At 70.5% G+C, this 25217-nt stretch carries 27 protein-coding genes; 2 read left to right on the plus strand and 25 right to left on the minus strand.

Going from position 1 to position 25217, the window contains the following annotated elements; all coding sequences use genetic code 11:
- Positions 1 to 65 precede the first annotated feature (65 nt).
- The 5 genes from ACFYO9_RS00445 to rpsB all read right to left on the minus strand — a co-directional run bounded on the left by ACFYO9_RS00445 (position 66) and on the right by rpsB (position 4739).
- Positions 66 to 1175 carry a phosphatidate cytidylyltransferase gene (locus tag ACFYO9_RS00445; RefSeq protein WP_355811777.1) on the minus strand — a complete coding sequence of 370 codons (1110 nt, stop codon included), beginning with the start codon at positions 1173 to 1175 and terminating at the stop codon, positions 66 to 68.
- A gap of 32 nt (positions 1176 to 1207) precedes the next feature.
- Complete coding sequence (gene frr / locus ACFYO9_RS00450; RefSeq protein ID WP_355811774.1) at positions 1208 to 1765, minus strand: ribosome recycling factor; 558 nt, start codon at positions 1763 to 1765, stop codon at positions 1208 to 1210.
- A 157-nt stretch (positions 1766 to 1922) separates the two neighbouring features.
- Positions 1923 to 2684 (minus strand): UMP kinase, encoded by a 762-nt coding sequence (gene pyrH, locus ACFYO9_RS00455; RefSeq protein ID WP_355811772.1) that lies wholly within the window; start codon positions 2682 to 2684, stop codon positions 1923 to 1925.
- 186 nt (positions 2685 to 2870) lie between these two features.
- Complete coding sequence (tsf, locus tag ACFYO9_RS00460; RefSeq protein WP_358773920.1) at positions 2871 to 3707, minus strand: translation elongation factor Ts; 837 nt, start codon at positions 3705 to 3707, stop codon at positions 2871 to 2873.
- A gap of 99 nt (positions 3708 to 3806) precedes the next feature.
- On the minus strand, positions 3807 to 4739 hold the full coding sequence (gene rpsB / locus ACFYO9_RS00465) for a 30S ribosomal protein S2 (protein ID WP_355811766.1): 933 nt from the start codon (positions 4737 to 4739) through the stop codon (positions 3807 to 3809).
- 339 nt (positions 4740 to 5078) lie between these two features.
- Between rpsB and ACFYO9_RS00470 the strand changes: the two genes are divergently transcribed.
- The gene (locus ACFYO9_RS00470; protein WP_358773922.1) at positions 5079 to 5678 is read left to right on the plus strand and encodes a M23 family metallopeptidase; all 600 of its coding nucleotides are present in this window, start codon (positions 5079 to 5081) and stop codon (positions 5676 to 5678) included.
- Here the strand turns inward: ACFYO9_RS00470 and ACFYO9_RS00475 are convergent.
- The 18 genes from ACFYO9_RS00475 to proS form a co-directional block, all read right to left on the minus strand.
- Positions 5632 to 6189 carry a helix-turn-helix domain-containing protein gene (locus ACFYO9_RS00475; RefSeq protein ID WP_358774130.1) on the minus strand — a complete coding sequence of 186 codons (558 nt, stop codon included), beginning with the start codon at positions 6187 to 6189 and terminating at the stop codon, positions 5632 to 5634. The two genes, ACFYO9_RS00470 and ACFYO9_RS00475, sit on opposite strands and share 47 nt — an antisense overlap.
- Positions 6190 to 6295: 106 nt before the next feature.
- Entirely contained in the window at positions 6296 to 7138 is an 843-nt protein-coding gene (gene whiG / locus ACFYO9_RS00480; RefSeq protein ID WP_355811761.1) for an RNA polymerase sigma factor WhiG, read from the minus strand.
- A 398-nt stretch (positions 7139 to 7536) separates the two neighbouring features.
- Positions 7537 to 8694 carry a DNA-processing protein DprA gene (gene dprA / locus ACFYO9_RS00485; RefSeq protein ID WP_355811759.1) on the minus strand — a complete coding sequence of 386 codons (1158 nt, stop codon included), beginning with the start codon at positions 8692 to 8694 and terminating at the stop codon, positions 7537 to 7539.
- The gene (locus ACFYO9_RS00490) at positions 8691 to 10310 is read right to left on the minus strand and encodes a YifB family Mg chelatase-like AAA ATPase (protein ID WP_358709493.1); all 1620 of its coding nucleotides are present in this window, start codon (positions 10308 to 10310) and stop codon (positions 8691 to 8693) included. The genes dprA and ACFYO9_RS00490 overlap by 4 nt, the downstream gene beginning before the upstream one ends.
- Positions 10310 to 10717 (minus strand): YraN family protein, encoded by a 408-nt coding sequence (locus ACFYO9_RS00495; RefSeq protein WP_355811753.1) that lies wholly within the window; start codon positions 10715 to 10717, stop codon positions 10310 to 10312. The genes ACFYO9_RS00490 and ACFYO9_RS00495 overlap by 1 nt, the downstream gene beginning before the upstream one ends.
- A gap of 120 nt (positions 10718 to 10837) precedes the next feature.
- The gene (locus tag ACFYO9_RS00500; RefSeq protein WP_355811750.1) at positions 10838 to 11146 is read right to left on the minus strand and encodes a DUF2469 domain-containing protein; all 309 of its coding nucleotides are present in this window, start codon (positions 11144 to 11146) and stop codon (positions 10838 to 10840) included.
- 55 nt (positions 11147 to 11201) lie between these two features.
- The gene (locus ACFYO9_RS00505; RefSeq protein ID WP_388665877.1) at positions 11202 to 11753 is read right to left on the minus strand and encodes an NUDIX hydrolase; all 552 of its coding nucleotides are present in this window, start codon (positions 11751 to 11753) and stop codon (positions 11202 to 11204) included.
- On the minus strand, positions 11743 to 12498 hold the full coding sequence (gene lepB, locus ACFYO9_RS00510) for a signal peptidase I (protein ID WP_358773923.1): 756 nt from the start codon (positions 12496 to 12498) through the stop codon (positions 11743 to 11745). The genes ACFYO9_RS00505 and lepB (ACFYO9_RS00510) overlap by 11 nt, the downstream gene beginning before the upstream one ends.
- Positions 12499 to 12576: 78 nt before the next feature.
- A complete protein-coding gene (gene lepB, locus ACFYO9_RS00515) occupies positions 12577 to 13539 on the minus strand; it encodes a signal peptidase I (protein WP_358773925.1) in 963 nt (320 codons plus the stop codon).
- The gene (gene lepB, locus ACFYO9_RS00520) at positions 13424 to 14509 is read right to left on the minus strand and encodes a signal peptidase I (RefSeq protein WP_355811742.1); all 1086 of its coding nucleotides are present in this window, start codon (positions 14507 to 14509) and stop codon (positions 13424 to 13426) included. Before lepB (ACFYO9_RS00520) ends, lepB (ACFYO9_RS00515) begins: the two co-directional genes overlap by 116 nt.
- Positions 14502 to 15224, minus strand: coding sequence for a signal peptidase I (lepB, locus tag ACFYO9_RS00525; RefSeq protein WP_358773927.1), 723 nt, complete (start codon positions 15222 to 15224; stop codon positions 14502 to 14504). Before lepB (ACFYO9_RS00525) ends, lepB (ACFYO9_RS00520) begins: the two co-directional genes overlap by 8 nt.
- 45 nt (positions 15225 to 15269) lie before the next feature.
- Positions 15270 to 15620 carry a 50S ribosomal protein L19 gene (rplS, locus tag ACFYO9_RS00530; RefSeq protein ID WP_355811736.1) on the minus strand — a complete coding sequence of 117 codons (351 nt, stop codon included), beginning with the start codon at positions 15618 to 15620 and terminating at the stop codon, positions 15270 to 15272.
- A gap of 131 nt (positions 15621 to 15751) precedes the next feature.
- On the minus strand, positions 15752 to 16573 hold the full coding sequence (gene trmD, locus ACFYO9_RS00535; protein ID WP_355811733.1) for a tRNA (guanosine(37)-N1)-methyltransferase TrmD: 822 nt from the start codon (positions 16571 to 16573) through the stop codon (positions 15752 to 15754).
- A complete protein-coding gene (gene rimM / locus ACFYO9_RS00540) occupies positions 16573 to 17115 on the minus strand; it encodes a ribosome maturation factor RimM (RefSeq protein WP_355811730.1) in 543 nt (180 codons plus the stop codon). Before rimM ends, trmD begins: the two co-directional genes overlap by 1 nt.
- 79 nt (positions 17116 to 17194) lie before the next feature.
- A complete protein-coding gene (locus tag ACFYO9_RS00545) occupies positions 17195 to 17434 on the minus strand; it encodes an RNA-binding protein (RefSeq protein ID WP_014176063.1) in 240 nt (79 codons plus the stop codon).
- A gap of 2 nt (positions 17435 to 17436) precedes the next feature.
- Entirely contained in the window at positions 17437 to 17874 is a 438-nt protein-coding gene (rpsP, locus tag ACFYO9_RS00550; protein ID WP_358773930.1) for a 30S ribosomal protein S16, read from the minus strand.
- A gap of 191 nt (positions 17875 to 18065) precedes the next feature.
- Complete coding sequence (locus ACFYO9_RS00555) at positions 18066 to 18662, minus strand: hypothetical protein (RefSeq protein ID WP_355811725.1); 597 nt, start codon at positions 18660 to 18662, stop codon at positions 18066 to 18068.
- Positions 18663 to 18922: 260 nt separating this feature from the next.
- Entirely contained in the window at positions 18923 to 20341 is a 1419-nt protein-coding gene (gene proS / locus ACFYO9_RS00560; protein ID WP_358773932.1) for a proline--tRNA ligase, read from the minus strand.
- Positions 20342 to 20561: 220 nt separating this feature from the next.
- Between proS and ACFYO9_RS00565 the strand changes: the two genes are divergently transcribed.
- Complete coding sequence (locus ACFYO9_RS00565) at positions 20562 to 21422, plus strand: SAM-dependent methyltransferase (RefSeq protein WP_358773933.1); 861 nt, start codon at positions 20562 to 20564, stop codon at positions 21420 to 21422.
- 63 nt (positions 21423 to 21485) lie between these two features.
- Here ACFYO9_RS00565 and ftsH read toward each other — a convergent pair whose 3' ends face one another.
- Together ftsH and ffh are read right to left on the minus strand one after the other, a co-directional pair.
- Positions 21486 to 23423 (minus strand): ATP-dependent zinc metalloprotease FtsH, encoded by a 1938-nt coding sequence (gene ftsH / locus ACFYO9_RS00570; RefSeq protein ID WP_358773935.1) that lies wholly within the window; start codon positions 23421 to 23423, stop codon positions 21486 to 21488.
- A 142-nt stretch (positions 23424 to 23565) separates the two neighbouring features.
- Complete coding sequence (ffh, locus tag ACFYO9_RS00575) at positions 23566 to 25119, minus strand: signal recognition particle protein (RefSeq protein ID WP_358709483.1); 1554 nt, start codon at positions 25117 to 25119, stop codon at positions 23566 to 23568.
- Positions 25120 to 25217: the final 98 nt, after the last annotated feature.

Raw genomic sequence — 25217 nt, forward strand, 5'->3', positions numbered from 1 at the left:
GGGCCCGCCGCCCTGTGGACAACGGACCCCTCACCCACGAACACGCAGGTCAGACGATGTGCACCTCAGCCTGACCCGACAAAGAGAACGAGCAGCAGCCACACCACGGGCGCCGTCGGAAGGAGCGAGTCCAGGCGGTCCATGATGCCGCCGTGGCCCGGCAGCAGCGTGCCCATGTCCTTGATGCCGAGGTCCCGCTTGATCATCGACTCGCCGAGGTCACCGAGCGTCGCGCTCGCCGCGACCGCGAAGCCGATCACCAGGCCCTGCCACCAGGCGCCGTCGTCGATGAGGAACTGCAGACAGAGCGCGCCCGCCGCCATCGCGAAGGTGACCGCGCCGACCAGGCCCTCGCGGGTCTTGCCGGGGCTGATGCGCGGCGCCAGCTTGTGCTTGCCGAAGCGCCAGCCGATCGCGTACGCCCCCGTGTCGCTGACCACGGTCAGGAGCAGGAAGGTGAGCACCCGGTACGGGCCGTCGTCGGCGGTGAGCATCAGCGCCACGAACGTCGCGAGGAACGGGACGTAGAAGGCCGCGAAGACCCCCGCCGTGACGTCCTTCAGATAGCCCTCGGGCGGCTCGGTCATCCGCCAGACGAGGACCGCGAGCGCGGTGAGGGCCATCGCGACCCACGCACCCTCGGCCCCGCGCACGTAACCGGCGACGACCATCGCCGCGCCACCCACCGCGAGCGGCACGAGCGGCGCCTTGATGCCCTTGCGCTCCTCGAGCCGCGAGGTGAGCTCCCAGAGGCCGACGACGACGGCCACCGCTATGACGCCGATGAAGACGGCCTTCACGATGAACAGCGACGCGACGATCACCGCGCCGAGTCCCACACCGACTCCTATGGCCGCCCCGAGGTCGCGGCCCGCGCTCTTCTTCTGCGGGGCGGCCGGGGCCGGCTGCGGCTGTGGTGCGCTGGGCATGGGCTCCTGCGAGGGCTCGTCACGGTACAGGGGGCCGCCCGTCCGAGTGGCCCCCCGGCCGTCGTCCTGGTGTGAGCCGGTCACGGGTACGTCGGGCACGATGGGCATGGGCTGCGTCTCGGACGGAAACAGCGCGTCCTGCGCATCGTACGCGGGACCTGGCGGGGTCGCCCCCTGACCGGGTCCCTGGTCGGGCGGCCCCCAATACCCGGCTCTGGGCGGCGCCCCCCAGGAAGAGTCGTTCACGAATCGGTTCCCTGATTCCTCGGACTCGAGCCTCAGACTTCGAGCAGCTCGGCTTCCTTGTGCTTGAGCAGCTCGTCCACCTGCGTGACGTACTTCGCGGTGGTGTCGTCGAGCTCCTTCTCGCCGCGGCGGCCCTCGTCCTCGCCGATGTCGCCGTCCTTGATCGCCTTGTCGAGGGCCTCCTTGGCCTTGCGACGGATCGAACGGATCGAGATCTTGGAGTCCTCGGCCTTGGTCTTGGCGACCTTGATGAACTCCTTGCGGCGGTCCTGGGTCAGCTCGGGGAACGTCACCCGGATGATGTTGCCGTCGTTGCTCGGGTTGACGCCGAGGTCGGAGTCGCGGATCGCCTGCTCGATGTTGCGCAGCGCGCTCTTGTCGAACGGGGTCACCACGGCCATCCGCGGCTCGGGCACCGAGAACGAGGCCAGCTGGTTGATCGGCGTCAGCGCGCCGTAGTAGTCCGCCACGATCTTGTTGAACATCGCCGGGTGCGCACGGCCGGTGCGGATCGCGGCGAAGTCCTCCTTGGCGACCACGACGGCCTTCTCCATCTTCTCCTCGGCCTCGAGGAGGGTCTCTTCGATCACCACTTGCTCCTGCGTGTCTTGAGTAGGCCCGGCTAGCACGGGGCGGCCGGCTGCGTCGCGTCTCTTTCCTGCACGGTGTCCGACCGGCAGGGCTTTGTCCATCCCTCTCAAGTGACGTCTCGCGCCCGTCGCTTGAGGCAGGCCCAGGTCCCTGGGGTCAGGCCCGGCTTCCCTGGTCGCCCACGAGTGTGCCGATCTTCTCACCCTTGACGGCCCGGGCGATATTGCCCTCGGAGAGCAGCTCGAAGACCAGGATGGGCAGCTTGTTGTCCCGGCACAGCGTGATCGCGGTCATGTCGGCGACCTTCAGGTCCTGGGTGATGACCTCGCCGTAGCCGAGCGCGTCGTACTTCACCGCGTCCGGGTTGGTCCTGGGGTCGGAGTCGTAGACCCCGTCCACGCCGTTCTTGCCCATGAGCAGCGCCTCGGCGCCGATCTCCAGGGCGCGCTGCGCGGCGGTGGTGTCGGTGGAGAAGTACGGCATGCCCATGCCCGCACCGAAGATGACCACACGGCCCTTCTCCAGGTGGCGCACGGCACGCAGCGGGATGTACGGCTCCGCGACCTGGCCCATCGTGATGGCGGTCTGGACGCGGCAGTCGATGCCTTCCTTCTCCAGGAAGTCCTGCAGGGCGAGGCAGTTCATGACGGTGCCGAGCATGCCCATGTAGTCCGAGCGGGCCCGGTCCATGCCGCGCTGCTGGAGCTCGGCGCCGCGGAAGAAGTTGCCGCCGCCGATGACGGCGGCGACCTGCGCGCCGTCCCGTACGACCGCCGCGATCTCACGGGCGATGGCGTGCACCACGTCGGGGTCGACCCCGAGGCCGCCTCCACCGGCGAACGCCTCGCCGGAGAGCTTCAGCAGAAAGCGTCCGGCAACTTTGTCGTCGTCACTCTTCGAGTCGGCCTTGGTGGTCATGTGGTTCTCGCTTCTCTTACTTGGCACACATGCGAAGAAGGCCACTGCCGGCGGGGGTGTCGTTCGCATCCCATGCTCGGCAGTGGCCTCCTCGTCAGATCCTGCGGTCGTACGTCGCACACGAGGACCGTGCGCGGGCGACCGCTGTCGACCCTAGCGGGGTCTACCGTCGATCGCGGTACGGACTCAGATGCCGACCTTGATGCGCGAGAAGCGCTTCAGGGTGACACCGGCCTCGGCGAGAACCTTCTCGACCGACTTCTTGTTGTCCAGCGCGTACGGCTGGCCGAGGAGGGTGGCCTCCTTGAAGAAGCCGTTGACGCGACCCTCGACGATCTTCGGGAGGGCGGCCTCGGGCTTGCCCTCGGCGCGCGTGGTCTCCTCGGCGACGCGACGCTCCGACTCGACGACGTCCGCCGGGACGTCCTCGCGGGAGAGGTACTTCGGCGCGAAGGCGGCGATGTGCTGGGCGATGCCCTTGGCCACGTCGGCGTCGGCCTTGTCGAGCTCGACGAGGACACCGATCTGCGGGGGCAGGTCGGGCATCGTGCGGTGCATGTACGCGGCGACGTACGCGCCCGAGAACTGCGCGAAGCGGTCCAGGACGATCTTCTCGCCGAGGTTGGCGTTGGCCTCGTCGACGTACGCCTGGACGGTCTTGCCGGCCTCGATCTCGGAGGCGAGCAGCGCCTCGAGGTCGGCCGGGGAGGTCTTGGCGATGTGGGCGGCGAGGTTGTTCGCGACGGCCTGGAACTTGTCGCCCTTGGCGACGAAGTCCGTCTCGCACTTCAGCTCGACGATGACACCGGAGGTGTTGTCGTCGGCGATGAGGGAGACCACGGCGCCGTTCTCGGCGGAACGGCCCTCGCGCTTGGCGACGCCCTTCTGGCCCTTGATGCGGAGCGCCTCGACGGCCTTGTCGACGTCGCCCTCGGCCTCGTCGAGCGCCTTCTTGCAGTCCATCATGCCGGCGCCCGTGAGCTCACGGAGCTTCTTGACGTCGGCGGCGGTGTAGTTCGCCATGATCGAAATTTCTCTCTCGGAGTCTGAAAGATCTACGAAGGTCTACGGGTGAACGGCGGGGGCCGATCGGGCCCCCGCCGTCACTTACCGAACCTGAGGTCAGGCCTGCTCGGCGTCCGCGGCCGCGGCGGGGGCCTCGGCCTGCTCGGCGTCGGCGGCCTTCTCCGTCTCGGCGGACTTCTGGACCTCGACCTCGGCCTCGGCCTCGGCGGCCTTCGGCTCCTCGGCCTTGGCGTCCTCGGAGTCCGCCTTCTTCTCGCCCTCGAGCAGGTCGCGCTCCCACTCGGCCAGCGGCTCGCCCTGGGCCTTCTCGCCCGGCTTCGAGTCACCGGTGGCGACGCCGGAACGGGCGATGAGGCCCTCGGCGACGGCGTCGGCGATCACGCGGGTGAGCAGGGTGACGGAGCGGATCGCGTCGTCGTTGCCCGGGATCTTGTAGTCGACCTCGTCGGGGTCGCAGTTGGTGTCGAGGATGGCGACGACCGGGATGTTGAGCTTCCGGGCCTCACCGACCGCGATGTGCTCCTTCTTGGTGTCCACGATCCAGACGGCGCTGGGCACCTTGGACATCTCGCGGATACCGCCGAGGGTCTTCTCCAGCTTGGCCTTCTCGCGGGAGAGGACGAGCAGCTCCTTCTTGGTGAGGCCGGACGCGGCCACATCCTCGAAGTCGATCTGCTCGAGCTCCTTGAGGCGCTGCAGACGCTTGTAGACGGTCGAGAAGTTGGTGAGCATGCCGCCCAGCCAGCGCTGGTTGACGTAAGGCATGCCGACGCGGGTGGCCTGCTCCGCGATGGCCTCCTGCGCCTGCTTCTTCGTGCCGACGAACATGACCGTGCCGCCGTGGGCGACGGTCTCCTTGACGAACTCGTAGGCGCGGTCGATGTACGACAGCGACTGGAGCAGGTCGATGATGTAGATGCCGTTGCGCTCCGTGAAGATGAAGCGCTTCATCTTCGGGTTCCAACGACGGGTCTGGTGACCGAAGTGGACGCCGCTTTCCAGCAGCTCCCGCATCGTGACGACGGCCATGGCCGTTCTCCTTGAGAATCTCGGTTGTGCCGCGTGTGCCGGACGGCACTCGCGCCTGACGCCCGCGGTGCGCCTTGCCCACGAGGGACCGAGAGGCGCTGACACCGGCTTTTTCATGGCCAGGTGCCGGGGCGTGCGAAGTCGACCCGGTGACCCGGATCGCCACCAGAAGTGTACGGGACCCACGGGGTGGCAGGTGACGCCGCCGTCGAGGCACGGCACACGGCCGGGTGACGGCCTGATCCACGATCGGGTGACGGCGTTGTCCACAGGTGGCGGGCCGTCCACAGATCCGGACCATGATCCCCACGGCGGAGCCCGGCGGAGGACGGTTCTCCCATGCGCCTGGAACTGTTGCTGCCCACGTTGGCGGCCCTGCTCGCGACCGTCCTGCCCCCACGTGCGGCACCGCCCGCGCCCCTGCCGTCGGCCACCGTCTGGCCGGTCGGCACCCGCCCGCCGGTCGTCCGCGCCTGGGACCCGCCCGCGACGCCGTACGGGGCGGGCCACCGCGGCGTGGACCTGACCGCGCCGCCGGGCGGTCCGGTACGGGCGGTGGCCGCGGGCCGGATCGCCTTCGCGGGGCGGGTGGCGGGCCGGGGCGTGGTCTCGGTGGAGCTGGAGGGCACGGGCGACCCGCCGCTGCGCACGACGTACGAGCCGGTGCGCGGGGCGGCGTCGCTGAAGAAGGGCGCGCGAGTGGCGGCCGGCGAGGTGGTGGGCACCCTGGAGTTCCCGACGGGGCACTGCCCGGGGAGTTGTCTGCACTGGGGCCTGCGCAGGGCCGGGACCTATCTGGACCCGCTGAGCCTGCTGTCCCCGCGGCTGCGGCACCGCGGCCCGTCCCGGCTCCTTCCGGTGCACACCGACGTGCACACCGGCGGACGAGGCCTCAGCCCCGGACTCCCCGCAGCGCCATGGCGACCGCCGCCTCGGTGATCGCGGTGGGGTCCTCGGCGGCGCCCAGCTCAATCCGCCGCACCGCCGCGTCCACGATGCCCTGCAGCAGCATCGCCGCCATCCTCGGCTGCCCGTGGCCCAGGCTCTCAAGGGCCTCGACGATCATCGCGATGAGACCGCCGTGGGCGGCGCGGATCTTCTCCCGCGCCCCCGCGTCGAGCTCGCTCGCGGAGATGGCGACCACGGCGCGGTGGCGCCGGTCCCTCACCAGGGCCAGCTGCCGCCGCACATACGCCTCGACCTTGCCCTCGGCCGACTCCGCGCGCTCCATGGCGGCCGACACCTCCGCCGCCCAGACGGGGAAGTCGACCTCGCACAGCTCTTCCACCACGGCTGCCCGCGACCGGAAGTACTCGTACACGGACGACCGGGCGAGCCCGGTGCGCTCGGCGAGTGCGGGGAAGGTCAGCGCCTCCGTACCGCCTTCGGACAGCAGGGAACGCGCGGCGTCCAGCAGGGCGCCGCGCTGCATCGACCGGTGCTCGGCCACTGAGGCCGCTCGAATCCTTGGCACGGCTCCACCTTACGGACGGGGCGCCGCGCACGGGAGCCGCCGCCGTGCGCCCACCGCAGGGGGCAGGCACGATTCAGCGTGCTCAGCGTCCAAAACTCGCCAGCTTCGCCCTCAGCTGCAGCACGGATTTGGTGTGGATCTGGCTCACCCGGCTCTCGGTCACCCCGAGGACGTTGCCGATCTCGGCGAGGGTGAGTCCCTCGTAGTAGTAGAGCGTGACGACGGTCTTCTCGCGCTCCGGCAGGGTGTTGATCGCCCGTGCCAGCAGCCGTCGCAGCTCCCGGTCCTCGGCGACCTCCACGGGGTTGTCGGCCGCGTGGTCCTCGAGCGTGTCCATCAGGCTGAGCCGGTCGCCGCCCTCGCCGCCGACGTGCAGCAGCTCCTCCAGGGCCACCACGTTCGCCAGCGACAACTGGCTGAAAACAGCGTGCAGTTCCTCCAGCGCGATGCCCATCTCCGCGGCGACCTCCGCCTCGGAGGGGGTGCGCCGCAACTGCGCCTCCAGGGTGGCGTAGGCCCGCTCCACATTGCGCGCCTTCTGCCGTACGGACCGGGGGATCCAGTCGAGCGCCCGCAGTTCGTCGATCATCGCCCCGCGGATGCGGGTGATCGCGTACGTCTCGAACTTGATGGAGCGCTCGATGTCGAACTTCTCGATCGCGTCGATCAGCCCGAACACCCCGGACGACACGAAGTCGGCCTGCTCCACGTTGGGCGGCAGCCCCACGCTGACCCGCCCCGCCACGTACTTCACCAGCGGCGAGTAGTGCAGGATCAGCTGCTCCCGCAGCCGCCCGTCACCCGTCTCCTTGTACGAACGCCACAACTCGTCCAGCGACGAGGGCGCGGGGGGCCGCTCCTGCTCGCCGCTACGGGCGGCGGGGGGAACCGCTGCCCGGTCGGACCCTGAGGTGTGCTGGGGCATTCGTCGCCTTGAGCCGTTCTGCCGTGAACTGGTGAGGTCGGGGGAGCCCGCGCGGTCGCGCGACGGGGGGAGGTCGCGTGAACCGGTGGGATCGCGGGGTTCGGGGAGGTCGCGCGAGCCGGTGGGGGCGCCGGTGTCGCTCGGGTCGGTGCGGTGGGGAGTGTGCGTGGGGTGAATGAGGTCGTCCGCCTGATTGCCTGTCCGTGCCGGAATCCACGTGAGCGTAGCGTGACTGAAGTGTCGCAGTGTGCGAAGAGTATGGGATCGCGCGTGCGCAGATACGTTCCGCTTGACGCCTCGGAGTGTGCAAGCGATCGCTGAGCGTGACGACGTCGGCGTATCAACTGCCTGATTTCCCAAGGTTGTCGGGGGTCATCCGTCCGGCGGAACACGCTCGGTCACGAACCCTTTTCAGCGGCCGACACGGTCGGATTCACCTGGCGTGTCAACTGCCAGCCGTCGCCGTGTCGTTCGACGAACCCCAACGACTGAAGCTCGTACAGCCGCCCGACCGCGTCGTCCTCGGTGGTCCCGGCGCCGACCGCCACGTCCCGTACCGCCGCACGCCCCCGCGCGGGCAGGGCGGCCAGGACCCGCTGCACGCCGGAACCGAGCAGGTCACGCGGCACGATGGGCCCCCGCCTGACCGGTGCGAGCTCCCCCATGTCGCCGACCAGCTCGACGACTTCGGCGGCGTCGGTCACCAGCACACCGTCACCCCGCAGCAGTTCATGCACCCCGGCCGACAACCCGCTGGTCGCGGGCCCCGGCACCCCCATGGTGAAGCGCCCCAACTCCTGGGCGCTGCGCGCCGTGGCGAGCGCCCCGCTGCGGTACGCGGCCTCCACGACCACCGTCCCCCGGGTCAACGCCGCGATCACCCTGTTCCGCAGGATGAATCTGCTCGGCGTCGGATGGTCGCCCGGCGGCAACTCGCTGACCACGAGCCCCTGTTCCGCGATCCGGTCGATCAGTTCGGTGTGCCCGCGCGGATAGGCCCGGTCGACACCGCAGGCGAGCACGGCCACGGTGGCACCGCCGGCCCCGAGCGCCCCGCGGTGCGCGGCCCCGTCCACGCCGTACGCCCCGCCCGAGGTCACGACCCAGCCGCGCTCCGCGAGCCCCGCGGCGAGCCCGGCCGCCATGTGCGCGCCGTACTGCGTACAGGCCCGCGCCCCCACGACGGCCACCGACCGCAGCCCCCACATCCGCAGCGACGGCCGCCCCCGCACCCAGAGCCCGACCGGCCGCGCGTCCCCCAGGTCGTCCAGGGTCACCGGCCACTCCGCGTCCCCCGGGCACACGAACCTCCCCCCGACATCCCGCGCCGCAGCCAGGTCCTGCTCCGGCCGCACCTTGGCCGTCCTCGCCCGTAACCCCTCCCACCGTCGCGCGCTCACCCCCGGCAGCCGCTCGTCGTCACCGCCGAGCCGGCGCAGCACCTCTTGGGCCCCGGCCTCGCGCAACCAGCGCCCGCCGATCGCGTCCCCCGGCTCCAGCACCCGCGTCAGGGCGATCCGGGCGAACCGCTCCCCCGGTGACGGCTCATCCCTCATGTCGCCGCCCCGATCACCATCGGCACACCACGCGAGATGCCCGTCCGCAGTTGCAGGGCGAGCGCGACGTCCTGCGCGCTGGGCCGGTCGTGCCCCGAGAGGTCCGCGACGGTCCAGGCCACCCGCAGAACACGGTCCAGGCCGCGGGCGGTCAAGAAGCCCCGCTCCAGGTCCAGCTCGGCCGCGTCCAGCGCACCGGGGGCGGCGGGCCAGCGGGTCCTGAGCGCATGGCCGGGGACTTCGCTGTTGGTCCGCCAGCCCGTCCCGGCCAGCCGGGCCGCCGCCCGCTCCCGCGCACCGCGCACCCGGTCGGCGACGGTCCTGGTGGACTCCCCGCGGGTGCCGTACCCGGCGAGCTCGGAGCGGGTGACGGCCTCCACCTCGACCTTCAGGTCGACGCGGTCGAGCAGCGGGCCCGAGAGGCGGGCCTGGTAGCGGCGGATGACGGAGGGCGGGCATTCGCAGCCGTCGCCCAGCAGGGTGTGCCTGCCGCACGGACAGGGGTTGGCGGCGAGCACCATCAGGAACTTCGCGGGCAGCCGCACCACCCCCGCGCTCCGCGCGATCACCACGTGGCCCGCTTCGAGGGGCTGGCGCAGGGAGTCCAGGGTCTGGGTGCTGAATTCGGGCGCCTCGTCGAGGAAGAGCACCCCTCGGTGGGCGAGGGACACTGCCCCCGGCCGCGCGATTCCCTTGCCGCCACCCACCAGGGACTGCATCGTCGCGGAGTGGTGCGGCGCGCAGTACGGCGCGACGTCCACCAGGGGCCTGCCCGGGGGCAGCATGCCGGCCACCGAGTGGACCGCGGTGACCTCCAGGGACTCCTCCCTGGTCAGCCGGGGCAGGACCGCGGGCAGCCGCTCCGCGAGCATCGTCTTGCCGGCGCCCGGTGGTCCTTGCAGGAAGAGGTGGTGCGCTCCTGCCGCGGCGACCTCGACGGCCGTCCGTGCCGAGGCCTGGCCGACCACGTCGGCGAGGTCCAGCGCGTGGGCGTCGTCGAAGGCCTCGCCAAGACCGGTGCCGACGCCGGTGCCGGGGACGCAGAGTCCGGCGAGCATCGGGTCGGGTCGCCCGGTCTCGTCCGGCTCCTCCTCCGGCACCGGCTCGTCGGTGAGCACCGCGATGAGCTGGCGCAGGCTGCGCACGCCGAGGACGGAGACGCCGGGGACCAGCGCCGCCTCCGCCGCCGTGCACTCGGGGACGACCACCTGTTCGTACCCCGCATCGGCTGCCGCGAGGACGGCCGGCAGCACGCCGCGGACCGGCCGCACCCGGCCGTCGAGGCCGAGCTCCCCGATCATCACGATGTCGGCGAGGACCTTGGGGTCGATCCGCTCGGCCGCCCCGAGGACGGCACAGGCGACCGCGAGGTCGAACCCGCTGCCGCCCTTCGGCACCGACGCGGGGCTCAGCCCGACCGTGAGCTTCTTCTGCGGCCACTCCCCGCCCGAGTTGACCACGGCGGCCCTCACCCGGTCGCGGCTCTCGCTCAGGCTCTTGTCCGGCAGGCCGACCAGCGTGAACGCCGCGACACCGGGCTCCAGATCGGCCTGCACCTCGACGACCACGCCCTCGACGCCGACCAGGGCGACGGAACACGTACGCGCGAATCCCATCAGGCCACCCCCCGCGCGTGCTCGACCACGGGGACGCCGCGCCGCGGGATCAGGACGCCGATCAGGTCGATGCGGACGCCGCCCGGCGGTGGGCCGCCGCGCTCCTCGATCCACCGCTCGGCGAGCCTGCGCAGCCGCTCCGCCTTGATCCGGCCCACGGCCGCCATCGGATGCTCGTACGGCACGGCGCCCGGCCCCGCCGCCCTGCGCGTCTTGACCTCGCAGACGACCAGGGCCTCGCCGTCCATGGCCACGATGTCGATCTCACCGGTTCTGCCCGCGCGCCAATTGCGCTCCAGAACCGTCATCCCCGACTCGACCAGCCGCCTCGCGGCCAGATCCTCGCCGTACCTGCCGATCGCTCCCCGTGCGTTCATGTCGGCACCACCTCCGGCACCCACCGTCACGCACCGGCCGATCCCTGTTGGATCTTGGTGCACAACTCACCGGTTGTGGATAACTCCGCCACCCTCGCGAGTGAAATCCCCCGCGCCTCGCCGGTGAAGTCCCCGTGCCCAGTCGGCCGGCTAGCTGCTCGGCAGCTCGAGGTCACTCTTGTTGAGCTCCTCGATGTTCACGTCCTTGAACGTGAGCACCCGCACCTGCTTGACGAACCGAGCGGGCCGGTACATGTCCCACACCCAGGCGTCCGCCATGGTGACCTCGAAGAAGACCTCGCCCTGGACGGAGTGCACCTGCATCTCGTAGTCATTGGTGAGGTAGAAACGCCGCTCGGTCTCGATCACGTATTTGAACAGACCGACGACATCGCGGTACTCCCGGTAGAGCTTCAGCTCCATCTCGGTCTCGTACTTCTCGAGGTCCTCGGCGCTCATGGCATGTTCCCCTTCAGCCGTGCGTCCCCCTATTGTGCGTCAGTCCCGCGAACCCCTACACGATTTCCGTGCCGAGGATCTCGGGCCGATCCGGGGGCCCCTCGTCGAGCAGTCTGCGAAGCAGCTCGGCGAGCCTGGTCGGGTACACCGTCTCATGAGCCTCGGTCAGTTCTCGGCACGTCCACCAACGAGCTCCGGCCACACTGCGCCTTTCCAGCTCCGTGAGGCCCTCGGCGACGGTCTCCGTCTGTGCCGTACGCGCCAGGTAGTACCACTCGTCCTGGTCCCACCGCCGCCCCGCGAACGGGAAGGAGCAGACCCGTCGCCACAGGACGGGACCGAGCTCGACCTCGGTGATCCCCGTCTCTTCCCGCAGCTCGCGCAGGGCCGCCTGCTCCCGCGTCTCGGCGCCCTCCAGACCGCCGCCCGGCGTGAACCACCAGTCGTCCGTCACGTCCCCGGGCTCGTGGCCGTGCAGCAGCAGGACGCGGTCGTCCGGATCGAGCAGGACCACCCGCGCGACCCGGCGCAGCGGCCGCCCCGACAGGGACGCCCCGGCCTCCTCGGGGAGCGCGGTCCGTCCGGCCGCCGCGTCCTCAGACGGCACCGGCGGCCTCCCGCGTACGGTCCTTGCCGCGCCCTCGGCCCAGCCGCTTGGCCACCGGCCCGTACGCCGCACCGCCCAGGACCAGCACCATGCCCGCCACGATCGCGCTGACCACCAGGGTCAGCGGGCCGGGCTCGGAGAGGCCGCCCGGCAGGTCGGCGAAGCCGTCGGGGCGCTTCAGTTCACCGAACTTGTCCATCGGCCAGGCCACCGCGTCGACCCGTGCCCGCACCGCGCTGCGCGGCACCGAGCCGTGGTTGGAGTCCTCCAGGTGCACGCTGGAGTCCAGGGACCCGCTGCGCTCGTCGCCGAGCAGGAACAGGTGGCCCTTGGGGACCGTGGTGGTGGGGATGCCGGTGGCGGCGGCGCCTTGGCCCTCGGGGAGATACGGTTCTGCGATCTCCTTGCCGTTGACGGTCAGCTTGCCCTCCTTGCAGCAGGCCACCTTGTCACCGCCTATGCCGACGACGCGCTTGACCATCGGCAGGTCGCCCCAGGTCTTCTGCTTGAAGACGACGACGTCACCGCGGCGCACGTCGTCGCCGTCTATCCGCTGGGCGAGCACCCGGTCGCCCGAGCCGATCGTCGGCGTCATGGAGCCCGTGGGGACGGTGTACGGCTGGTACTGGACGGCGCCCCAGGCGAAGCCTCCGAGGAAGAGCACACAGCCGAGGGCCACGGCGACACCCGACAGCACGCTGCCGAGCCGTCCGTGGCCCTCGTCCGTACGACGTGTCCTGCTCATCCCAGTGCTCCCCCGTGTTGGAGACGACCCCGCCGCGTCGGTACGGACGGCGGAAGATCGGCGATCTGGGACGGCACCCTACCCGGCGGTACTGCCGCCAGAAACCCTCGCGTCGCGCGCGGCCGCCACCGTGAGCCGGCGTCGGCGCCACAGCACGAGCGGCACGGCCCCGGCCAGCCCGAGCGCGCCCGGCGCCGCCCCGGAGAGGGCGTTGATGCCGGGCTGGTCGAAGGTGTCCGGCTTGGGCAGGGTCGCCCAGCGGGTGGGCGGCCAGGCGATCACGATGGCGCGGCCCACGACGTTGTCCACGGGGACGGCGCCGCCGCCGGGCTGGTTCTGGTGGTAGCGGGAGTCCAGGGAGTTCTGCCGGTGGTCACCCATGACCCAGATTTTGCCCTTGGGTACCGTCACCTTGAACTGGCCGCCCTGGTCGTCGACGCTGCAGGGGGTGTTGCCCGCGAAGACGTAGGGCTCGTTCAGCGCCTTGCCGTTGACCTTCACCGAGCCGGTGCCCTTGCACTCCACGGTGTCGCCGCCGACGGCGATGACGCGCTTGATGAGGTCCTTCTCGTCGGCGGACGGCATCAGGCCGACCCAGCCGAGGACCCGCTGGACCGCGTTCGGATCCGGCGTGGGCTCGCCGTCCAGCCAGTGGCCGGGGTCCTTGAAGACGACGACCTCGCCGCGCTCGGGCTCGGAGCCGAACCACGGCGTCAGCTTGTCGACCAGCACGCGGTCGCCCTGCTGCAGCGTGTTCTGCATCGAGTCCGACGGGATCGAGAACGCCTGGACCAGGAAGGTCTTGATGACCAGGGCCAGGACCAGGGCGATGCCGATGAGGAGCGGAAGCTCCTTCCAGAAGGAGCGGGGCTTCTTCTGCTGCTTGCCGTCCTGCCCGTCCGTCGCGCCGTCGCCGGCCGCGGCGTCATTCCCGGGGGTGGCACCGCCTTCTGCGGCCTCGACGCCCGGCTCGTCGGATCGCTCCGGCCGCTCCTCGGGCCCCTCGTGTCCGGATCGTGCGCCGACCGCCAAATCCCCCACATCCACTCCTCAGTCCGTGCCGCTGCCTGCCCCAGATGCGATGCAGGCCCACCACTCCCATAACGAGCGGGAGTTCCGCAGGGGTCGGGAGCCGGATCAATCCATATCGATCGCCGGGGGCCACCCTATGCGACGCACCTGTGACGGCGTCCGACGCCGGACGCGCGTCGGGTACCGACGCGTACGTCTTCGGCTCCTCCAGTTTGCGCCAGTGGCCGAAGGGCCAGGCGATGACCATCGCGCGCCCGACCACCTGGTCCTCGGAGACCGTGCCGTGGAACTTCTCGGTGCGGTGGAAGCGGGAGTCCGCCGAGTCGCTGCGGTGGTCACCCATCATGAAGAGACGGCCTTCGGGGACCTTCACCTCGAACGCGAAGGCCGAGGGCTTGTCCCCGGGGTGGATGTAGGGCTCGTCCAGCGGGACGCCGTTGACGGTGACCTTGCCGTTCTTGTCACAGCACTTGACGGTGTCGCCGCCGACGCCGACCACGCGCTTGATCAGGTCCCGTTCGCTGTCGGAGGGCAGCAGACCGATCTGGGTCAGGCCTTCCTTGATCTGCTTGACGACCACCGGGTCGTGCTTCTTCTTGCCCTGCTCCTCTTCGAGCCAGTTGCCGGGGTCCTTGAAGACGACGACGTCGCCGCGCTCCGGCTTGGAGCCGAACCACGGGGTGAGCTTGTCGACCAGGACCCGGTCGCCGATGCGGATGGTCTGCTCCATGGAGCCCGACGGGATCACGAAGGCCTGCACCAGGAAGGTCTTCAGGACGAGGGCTATGAGCAGCGCCACGCCTATGAGCAGCGGCACTTCCTTGATCGCCGAGCGTCGCCTGCGCCGCTTGACCTTCCGCGCGAGCTTGCGCCGGTCGGCCCGGCCCGGCAGGACGGGTCCGTCGGTGGGCCTGGACCCGGTGGGCAGCGAGGTGTCCGCCCGGTGGCCGGAGCCGCGCGTCCGTCCGCGGTTACCCATGTGCGCCGCCCGGGTCCGGCACGCGCGCGTAGCTGTCGGGACGCTTCAGGGAGGTCCAGCGGCCGATCGGCCAGGCGATCCAGTCGGCCCTGCCGATGACCTCGTCGACCGGGATCATGCCGCCGCCCGGCTCGCCGAGGTGGTCGCGGGAGTCCCGGGAGTCGCTGCGGTGGTCGCCGAGGAGGAAGAGGCTGTCCTCGGCGACGACGACGTCGAAGGGCACCTGGGAGGGGGCGTTGTTCGGGTAGAGGTACGGCTCGTCGACGGGCTCGCCGTTCACCTTGATCCTCCCCCGCTTGTCACAGCAGACCACTCGGTCTCCCCCTGTGCCCACGACCCGCTTGATGTAGTCGGCGTCTCCGAAGTAGCCGTGTCCGTCGAAGACGACCGCGTCACCCCGCTGCGGCTCGGACCCGAAACGGTACGCCAACTTGTTGACGAGCACCCTGTCCCCGGACCGGAACGCGGGCTCCATGGAGCCGCTGGGGATCTGGAAGGGCTGCATCACGAAGGCGCTGACGAGGAGCAGGATGCCCACGCACAGCAGGAACGTCAGGGTGAGTCCGCCGCCCGGCACCCGGTCGGTCAGCCACGCAAGAACGGAGCGCGACCGTCCCTCCGGCTCCTCGGCTTCCTCGGCGACGTACGGGACGTCTCCGGAGCCGGAGGGTGGGGAGGAGCGGTCGCGCTCCGTGTGCTGTGCTTCGGTGTCCATCGGGGCCAGATGCTATCCGGCCGAGCTGTGAACCCGTGCGGGAGCTCAGCGCTCGCGCTTCTCCTTGATCTTCGCGGCCTTGCCGCGCAGCTCACGGAGGTAGTACAGCTTCGCGCGACGGACGTCACCGCGGGTGACGAGCTCGATCTTCTCGACGATCGGGGTGTGCACCGGGAAGGTACGCTCCACGCCGACGGAGAAGGAGACCTTGCGGACCGTGAAGGTCTCGCGCACGCCGGCACCCTGGCGGCGGATGACTACGCCCTTGAACTGCTGCACACGGGAGCGGTTGCCCTCGATGACGCGGACGTGGACGTTGACGGTGTCACCCGGGCGGAACGCGGGGACGTCGCTGCGCAGCGACGCGCTGTCGACGGAGTCGAGCAGGTTAGCCATGATCGTCTGCTTTCTTCACTGATGCCACAGGTCATCAGCGGTACGGGGAGATGAGGATTCGGTAGCTGATCGCGTCGGGCGGGCGTCGTTCCCCCTGTGGCAGGGGCGCACGCTGGACGTACAGCAGCGGCCTATTCTTCCACGGCTTCGGGGTCTCGCCCAAATCGGCCGTCGGGCCCCGGTCGCCACCCGAGGATCGAGAGCATCTCGCGGTCCTTCTTGTCGAAGGCCTTGGGGTCGCACCGTTCGATGAGATCGGGCCTGTTGCGGGTGGTGCGCCGCAGCGCCTCGTCCCGCCGCCAGCGCGCGATCTTGCCGTGGTGGCCGCTGAGCAGCACGTCGGGGATGCCGTGTCCGCGCCACTGGGGAGGCTTGGTGTAGACCGGGCCCTCCAGGAGGTTGGCCATGGCGCCGGGGGCGAAGGAGTCGTCCTGGTGGGACTCGGCGTTGCCCAGCACGCCGGGCAGCAGCCGGGCCACGGCCTCCGTGACGACGAGGACGGCGGCTTCCCCGCCCGCGAGGACGTAGTCGCCGATGGAGACCTCGTAGACGGGCATACGGGTCGCGTACTCGTCGGTGACGCGGCGGTCGATGCCCTCGTAGCGCGCGGGCGTGAAGACCAGCCAGGGGCGCTCGGAGAGCTCCACGGCGAGTTCCTGGGTGAAGGGGCGGCCGCTGGGCGTGGGGACGACCAGGGCGGGTCCGTGGGCCCCCGCCTCGTACCCCTCGGCGAGCACGTCGTCGAGGGCCGCGCCCCAGGGGTCGGTCTTCATGACCATGCCGGGGCCGCCGCCGTAGGGGGTGTCGTCGACCGTGTTGTGCCGGTCGTACGTCCACTCCCTGAGGTCGTGCACCCGGACGTCGAGCTGTCCGCGCGCGCGGGCCTTGCCCACGAGGGAGACGTTCAGCGGGTCCAGGTACTCCGGGAAGATCGTGACGACGTCGAGACGCATTACGCCTCGTCCCGCGTGGAGGCGATCTCGGCGCGGTCGTCGATGAGGCCGGGCGGCGGGTCGATGACGGCCTTCTGCTCGTCCAGGTCGATCTCGACCACGATCTCCGAGACGAAGGGGATCATCACCTCGGTGCCGTCGGGCCGCTCTACGATGAAGAGGTCCTGCGAGGGCAGGTGCGAGATCTCGGTGATGCGGCCGACCTCGGTGCCGTCCTCGGTGACCACGTCCAGGTCCATGAGCTGGTGGTCGTAGAACTCGTCCTCTTCCTCGGGGAGTTCCTCGGGGTCCACTTCGGCGATCAGCAGGGTGTTGCGGAGCGCCTCGGCGCCGGTGCGGTCGCGCACGCCCTCGAAGCGCAGCAGGAGGCGGCCGCTGTGCACCCGGCCGGTCTCGATGGTGAGCGGGCCGGTGGCGGCGGGGTCCGTGGCGAGGACGGCGCCCGGGCCGAGCCGCAGCTCCGGCTCGTCGGTGCGGACCTCGACGGTGACCTCGCCCTTGATGCCGTGGGCACGGCCGATGCGGGCGACTACCAACTGCACTGCGTTTCTCCTCATCCAACGACTACGGGCCGGGGAAGGCCCTGGAGCCCTCCCCGGCCCGAGCCGGTGCTGCTGTGGTTCAGCGAACCTGGTCCACGTCGACGAGGTCGACGCGGACACCGCGGCCACCGATGGCGCCCACGACCGTACGCAGGGCGCGTGCGGTGCGGCCGTTGCGGCCGATCACCTTGCCGAGGTCGTCGGGGTGGACCCGGACCTCGAGTACGCGCCCCCGGCGCAGGTTGCGCGAGGCCACCTGCACGTCGTCGGGGTTGTCGACGATGCCCTTTACGAGGTGCTCGAGAGCCTCCTCGAGCATGATCAGGCCTCGGTGGACTCGGTGGACGCGGCTTCGGCCTCGTCCGCCTTCTTGTCCGACTTCTTGGCCTTCTGGGTGATGGCTTCGCCCTTGGCGTCGTCGCCCTCGAGACCCTTGGTGAAGGCCTCGAACGCGGCGCGCTTGTCCTTGGGCTCGGCGACCTTCAGCGGCGCCGGGGCGGGCAGACCCTTGTGCTTCTGCCAGTCACCGGTGAGCTTCAGGATGGCCATGACCGGCTCGGTCGGCTGGGCGCCGACGGACAGCCAGTACTGGGCGCGGTCCGAGTCGACCTCGATGCGCGAGGGGTTCTGCACCGGGTGGTACAGACCGATCTCCTCGATGGCCCGGCCGTCACGGCGGGTACGGGAGTCGGCGACGACGATGCGGTAGTGAGGCGAACGGATCTTGCCCAGACGCTTCAGCTTGATCTTGACTGCCACGGGAGTGGTGTCTCCTGGTCTATGACGTGGGTGGGCACAACAGTGATGCCGCGTGGGGTTGCGGTACTCGAGTGCCCGATGGACGCGTCAGCCGGAGGAGAGAGGGGTCCTATGCGACTGTCGAGTACAGCTAGCCATTGTGCCATACGTCGCCGGGGCACCCGAACCCGGTCCGGGCGCCCCTGGCCTGCTCAGCCCACGCCCACACCGACCACGTCCGGGATGCGGAACGGCTTGCCGCAGCCGCCGCACATGATCGGCGCCTGGGCGAGCACCGACGGGACCACACGGACGTTGCGCCCGCAGTCGCAGACCGCCTTCACGCGCACGCCGCCCCCGGAGGAGCCGTGCCGTGCGGCCGGCCCGCGGAAGCTGCGCGCGGTGTCCGCCGTCGTCGCCGCGGTGTGTGCCTTCAGCGCGCGCTGAAGGCGTTCGATCGTCGGGCGGTAGCGCTTCTTCGCCTCGGGGTTGAGGGTGACCAGGGAGAAGCCGCTGCTGGGATGCGGTTCCTCGGGGTGGTCCAGGCCCAGCTCCTCGGCGATCGCGAGGAATCTGCGGTTGTGGTAACGGCCGGCACGTGAGGTGTCGCGTACGCCGCGCGAGGCGGCGATGCCATGGACTGCTTCGTGAAGCAGTCGCTCGAAGGAGAGCTCGGCGCCGCAGGCGGACGACGACTCTCCGATCAGGGATTCGGGCGCGGCAAGGTCGGGCAGCTCGGGGTGGTGCCGCTGAATGTCGGCCCACGCCTGTGCCAGCTCTGCGGCGAGAACAGGTGGTGTCGTGCTCACGTCGTGACAACGAGCCGGGTGCCCTCGGGGTTCCATTCCGGGGCATCCCAAATAATTTGCACGTACCCGTCAGTTGCCGTTGATGCGTCAAGACGAGGGCGGGTGCGCTGATCTGCGGAGAAGCCTCACAGCTCACACCAAGCCGGTACGTAGTGGCGCGTACGCCCCAGCGCGTAGGCCATGTCCGCACGCCGGGGCTCATGGTGCGCGGGTGGGCGCGCGGGCCGGGGAGGCGCGCGCCGGTCGCGGCGCCGCGTCCCTCAGTAGGAGCGGGCCACGAGAGCGACGTTACCCGGGCTGTCGTCGGCCTCCGGCACCGCCCCGTCCGCGGCGACCAGACACCGTACGGTGACGGCGTGCTCGGCCAGCCTGGCCTCGCCCTCCTCGCCCAGCGCGGCCCACGGCAGCCGCGCCCAGCCGCCGGCGGCGGTGGCCTCCACCGCCTCCTCGACGGTGCCGACGTCCGCGGTGCGGGACTCGCGGCGGGCCCGGGCCTGGGTCAGGAGCAGCGCCTGGTCCTTTTCGAGGAGGATGGGCAGCAGGCCGGCGAGAGCGTCGAGGGCGACCGGCTGCTTGTCTCCGCCGGGGATACGGCGGGCCAGCATGGCGGTGCCGTTCGCCAGGTCGCGCGGGCCGACCTCGACGCGCACCGGGACGCCCTTGAGCTCCCAGTCCACGGCGCGCCGCCCGAAGGGGACGTCGACGCGGTCGTCAACGTGGACGCGGACGCCTGCGGCCGTCAGCCGCCGGCCGAGCTCGTGGACCTCGGCGAGCACCACGTCGTCGCCCTTGACCGCGAGGACGACGGCCTGGACGGGCGCGAGCCTGGGCGGCACGCGCAGGCCGCTGTCGTCGCCGTGCATCATCACCAGGGCGCCGACCATCCGCGTCGTACTGCCCCAGGAGGTCTGCCAGACCAGTTCCTGGCTGCCCTCCCTGGAGAGGTACCGGGTGTCGAAGGCCCGGGCGAAGTTCTGCCCGAGCTCATGGCTGGTGCCGAGCTGGAGGGCCTTGCCGTCGCCCATCATGCCTTCGAGCGTGAGGGTGTTGATGGCGCCGGCGAAGCGTTCCTTGGCGGTCTTGCGGCCGAGCACGAAGTCCATGGCGAGGACGTCGCGCATGAAGTCGCCGTAGACGTGGCGGTGGATGCGGGCGGCGAAGTCGCGGGCCTCCTCGTACGTCGCGTGGGCGGTGTGGCCCTCCTGCCACAGGAACTCCGACGTGCGCAGGAACAGGCGCGGGCGCATCTCCCAGCGGACCACGTTGGCCCACTGGTTGATGAGCAGCGGCAGGTCACGGTAGCTCTGCACCCACTTGGAGAAGTACTCGTTGACGATCGTCTCCGAGGTGGGACGGATGACGACCGGTTCCTCCAGCTCCTTGCCGCCGCCGTGCGTGACGACGGCGAGCTCCGGGGCGAAGCCCTCGACGTGCTCGGCCTCCCTCGTCAGGTACGACTGCGGGATGAGGAGCGGGAAGTACGCGTTCTGGGTACCCGTCGCCTTGATACGGGCGTCCATGTCCTGCTGCATCCGCTCCCACAGGCCGTACCCGTACGGTCGGATCACCATGGTGCCGCGCACCGGGCCGTTGTCGGCCAGCTCGGCCTTGTTGATCAGGTCCTGGTACCAGCGCGGAAAGTCGTCCGCCCGGGGTGTGAGCACGGGTGTCTTGGCCATGCGCGCATGGTAGGGGCGAGCCTTCGGGGAGCGGGAATCCTTTTTTCCCCTTCGGGGGGCGCGCGACGGTGGCGCGCAAGCAGTGGCACACAACCCCTGGACTCCACGGCGGATGCGGAGTTCTCTGGCATACAGGGGGAGTGCGAGCGCACTGCACGGGGGCGGACGAACCGTTGGATTTCGGCACGGCACTAACTCTCGTTGGATTGGGGCGCTTTCGATGACACCAACACTCGTGCAGACGCACCTCCCCCACGCGGGCACAGCGCCCCGTGTGGACCGGTGTGCACGCGCGCGTGACTGGGCGGAGATCCAGGAACGGATGCTGGTCCCGCTCTATGAAGCGGTGTACGAACGGCTCGAAGTAGGCGCGCGCACCCGGCTCCTCGGCCTCGGCTGCGGCTCCGGACTCGCGCTGCTGATGGCGGCCTCGCGCGGGGCCGGGGTCACCGGCGTCGACCCGGCGCAGCCCGAACGGCTCGCTCTCGCGCGCGAACGTCTGCTGTCGGACACCGCCGAGGACGCACGCGCGCGTGCCGACACGCGCCTGGTCGAAGGAGGTCCCGCGGACGCGGCGGACCCGGAGCTGCCCACGTACAACCTCGTCACCGCCTTCCAGCCGATCGGGTGCACGGCCGGTGACTCCGAGGGGCTTTCCGACCTCTTGGAGGCGGCGGCTCCGCTCGCCGGGCACGGCAGCCCGGTGGTGCTCGTCGGCTGGGGGCCTCCGGAGCGCTGTGCGACGTCCTCCGTGCTGCGGGTGGCGACGAAGCTCGCCGACCCGTTGCGGAGCACCGGCAGTTGGCGTCCCGCGCTCCGCGACGACCTGGAGGAGGTGGCCCACCGGGCGGGGCTCAAGCCGGACGGGTCGGGCCGGGTGGCCTGCCCCTTCGGGTACGCGGACGTGGAGAGCGCGGCCCGCGGGCTGCTCTCGACGGGGCTGTTCGACGCGGCGATACGCGCGACGGACCAGGCGCAGGTCGACAAGGAGCTGACGGAGGCGCTGCATCCGCATCGGCGCGGGGACCGGACGGTCTGGATGCCGAACGTCTTCCGCTATCTGATCGCCCGCGTGCCCTAGAGGCTGTCGGAGAGGCTGTCGGGACCGCTCCGGCCCTGTCCGGCCCATGGCCCTGTTCCGGCGTCAGCCGTCCTGCTTGGCCATCCGCGTGATGCCCGCCACCCGGTACGCCTGCGCCTCCTCCAGGGTCTCGTTTTCCAGCAACGCCGCGGCCAGCGCATCCAGTTGGTCCCGGTGCTCACGCAGTTGTCGGCAGGCGCTCTCGTAGCACTCGTCGACGATCCGCCGCATCTCGCCGTCGATGGTGTCGAGGGTGCCGGGGGCGGCCGCGAGCCCGTACGCCTGCTGGGCGTCGCTCGGCAGGGCGGAGAGGCGGCCGACGAGCTCGCTCATCCCCCAGCGGCCGACCATGCCGCGGGCGATGTTGGTGACCTGCTCCAGGTCGTTCTCGGCGCCGGTGGTGATGACTCCGTAGACGACGTGTTCGGCGGCCATGCCTCCTAGGGCGCCGACGATGCGACCACGGAGGTACTCCTCGGTGTAGGCGTACTTGTCGGAGTCCGGCGTCGACAGGGTGACGCCCAGCGCGCGCCCGCGCGGGACGATGGTGATCTTGCGGACCGGGTCGGCGCCGGGCTGCAACATGCCGAGCAATGCGTGGCCGCTCTCGTGGTACGCGGTGCGCCTGCGCTCGTCCTGGGGCATCACGAGCGGCCGCTCGGCGCCGAGCTGCACCTTCTCCATGGCTTCGGAGAGGTCGGACTGGGTGACGGTGTGCTGCTTACGCTTGACGGCGACGAGGGCGGCCTCGTTGGCGAGGTTGGCGAGTTCGGCGCCGGTCATGCCCGGTGTCGTACGGGCGACCTGAGCGAGGTCGACGTCGTCGGCCAGCGGGATGGACCGCGTGTGGATCTTCAGGATGGCCTCGCGACCGCCTCGGTCGGGGGGTGAGACGTTGACGACGCGGTCGAAACGGCCGGGCCTGGTGAGGGCGGGGTCGAGGACGTCGGCGCGGTTGGTGGCGGCGAGCACGATGACGCCTTCCACGCCGGAGAAACCATCCATCTCGGTGAGGATCTGGTTCAGCGTCTGCTCGCGCTCGTCGTGGCCGCCCATCCCGCTGCCGCCGCCCCGGGCACGCCCGATGGTGTCGATCTCGTCGATGAAGATGATCGACGGCGCGACCTTGCGGGCCTCGGCGAAGAGTTCCCGTACGCGCGAGGCGCCCACGCCCACGATCATCTCGATGAACTCCGAGGCGGAGGCCGAGAAGAAGGGCACGCCGGCCTCGCCCGCGACGGCGCGCGCGAGCAGCGTCTTGCCGGTGCCCGGCGGGCCCGCGAGCAGCACGCCGCGGGGCATCTTGGCGCCCATCCTGCGGTAGGCGTCGGGGTTCTTCAGGAAGTCGACGACGTCGTTGAGCTCGCCCTCGACCTCGTCGATGCCCGCCACGTCCTCGAAGGTGGTGCGCTTCGCCCCGGGTTCGAGCTCCACCGGCTTGGGCGGCGTCTTGCGCCCGAGCATGCCGCCCCCGCCGCCCATTCCGGCGCTCATCCGCCGGGCGATGAAGATCCACAGGACCACGAGCAGCAGCATCGGGGCGAGCGAGATCAGCAGGTTGGAGAGGAAGCTGCGCTCCTGCACCACGGGCTCGGCGGTGACCGTGACCTTGTGCTTGGTCAGGTCGTCCCAGAGCTTGTCGTCGGCGAAGGCGGGCCGCTGGGTGGTGAACTTGGTGTAGTTCCCCTTGTCGCCGTCCGGCTTGGGCTGCTCCTTCTTGAGCTGCCCCTGGATCGCGTCACCCTTGGAGTAGATCTTGGTGACGTTGCCGGCGTCGACCTGCTTGCTGAACTCCGTGTACGAGATCGTCGGCTCGTCGCCGTCGTTGAAGAAGGACAGGACGACGTTGGCGATGAGGTAGACGATCAGCGCCGTCAGGATGAGGCTTCCCCAGCCGCCCGGCATCTTCTTCTTCGGCGGCGGAGTCGGGTCGGGCGGCGGCGCGCCCTCGGAACGCCACGGCCGGTCGGGCTCCTGGCGCGGCGGCACGGGGTTGCTCATATCCGGACGTTACGTCAGAAATACGGCAGGGGCACCCGCTGCCCCCTCCGAAAAACGCCGTGGGGCGCCCCTTCCGGAGGGACACCCCACACCCGTACGACACGGGGAACCCGCCGCACCGGCGGGGCCCCGCGGACCGATCTCAGCCCATGAACTTCTTGAACTCGTCCGGCAGCTCGAAGTCCTTGCCGGGCTGCCCACCGGGAAGGCCGAAGGCGCCGCCGGCCTGAGCGGCCTGCTCGCGCCGGGCGGCCTCCTCCAGCTCCTCCTGCTTGCGCTTCATCGGGTTGCCCGACTTGCGCTTGCCCTTGGCCTGCTTCTGCTTCTTCTTCTGCTTGCCGGCACCGCCGCCCATGCCCGGCATCCCGGGCATACCCGGCATGCCGCCGCCCTGGGCCATGCGGGACATCATCTTGCGGGCCTCGAAGAACCGCTCGACGAGGTTCTTCACGGCGCTGACGTCGACACCGGAGCCCTTGGCGATACGGGCGCGGCGCGAGCCGTTGAGGATCGTCGGCTCCTGACGCTCGGCGGGCGTCATCGACTTGATGATGGCGGCGGTACGGTCCACGTCCCGCTCGTCCAGATTGGCGATCTGGTCCTTGATCTGGCCCATGCCGGGCATCATCCCGAGCAGCTTGCTGATGCTGCCCATCTTCCTGACCTGCTCCATCTGGGCCAGGAAGTCGTCGAGCGTGAAGTCCTGCCCCTTCTTGGAGGCGAGCTTCGAGGCCATCTTCTCGGCCTCTTGCTGCGAGAAGGTCTGCTCGGCCTTCTCGATGAGCGTGAGCATGTCGCCCATGCCGAGGATGCGGGACGCCATGCGGTCCGGGTGGAACGCGTCGAAGTCGTCCAGCTTCTCGCCGTTCGAGGCGAACATGATCTGGCGGCCCGTGACCTGCGCGATCGACAGGGCGGCGCCACCGCGGGCGTCGCCGTCGAGCTTGGAGAGCACGACGCCGTCGAAGCCGACGCCGTCCCGGAAGGACTCGGCCGTGTTGACCGCGTCCTGGCCGATCATGGCGTCGACGACGAAGAGGACCTCGTCCGGGCTCACGGCGTCGCGGATGTCCGCGGCCTGCCGCATCAGCTCCTGGTCGATGCCGAGGCGGCCCGCGGTGTCGACGATGACCACGTCGAACTGCTTGGTCTTGGCGAACTCGATGGAGTCCTTGGCGACCTGGACCGGGTCACCGACGCCGTTGCCCGGCTGCGGGGCGTACACACCGACGCCGGCGCGCTCGGCGACGACGCTCAGCTGGTTGACGGCGTTGGGACGCTGCAGGTCGCACGCGACGAGGAGCGGCGAGTGGCCCTGCCCCTTCAGCCAGAGGCCCAGCTTTCCTGCGAGGGTCGTCTTACCGGCACCCTGCAGACCCGCCAGCATGATGACGGTCGGGCCGGTCTTGGCGAACCGCAGGCGCCGCGTCTCGCCGCCGAGGATGCCGATGAGCTCCTCGTTGACGATCTTGATGACCTGCTGGGCGGGGTTGAGGGCCTGGGAGACCTCGGCGCCGGCCGCGCGCTCCTTGACCTGCTTGATGAAGGCGCGGACGACGGGCAGGGCGACGTCCGCCTCGAGCAGGGCGATGCGGATCTCGCGGGCCGTGGCGTCGATGTCCGCCTCGGACAGGCGGCCCTTGCCCCGGAGGTTCTTGAATGTCGCTGCGAGGCGGTCGGAGAGAGTATCGAACACGGCGGTCGCGAATCCTCGGGTCGGGGAAAAGGGGACAGGTCGCCTTCCAGAGTATCGGTCGCTCACGGGTGCCTGGGGCTGCGGGCGGACTTGTCTGT

Origin of the sequence: Streptomyces sp. NPDC005863 (genome assembly GCF_042871345.1) — a bacterium.
Classification (GTDB): Bacteria; Actinomycetota; Actinomycetes; order Streptomycetales; family Streptomycetaceae; genus Streptomyces.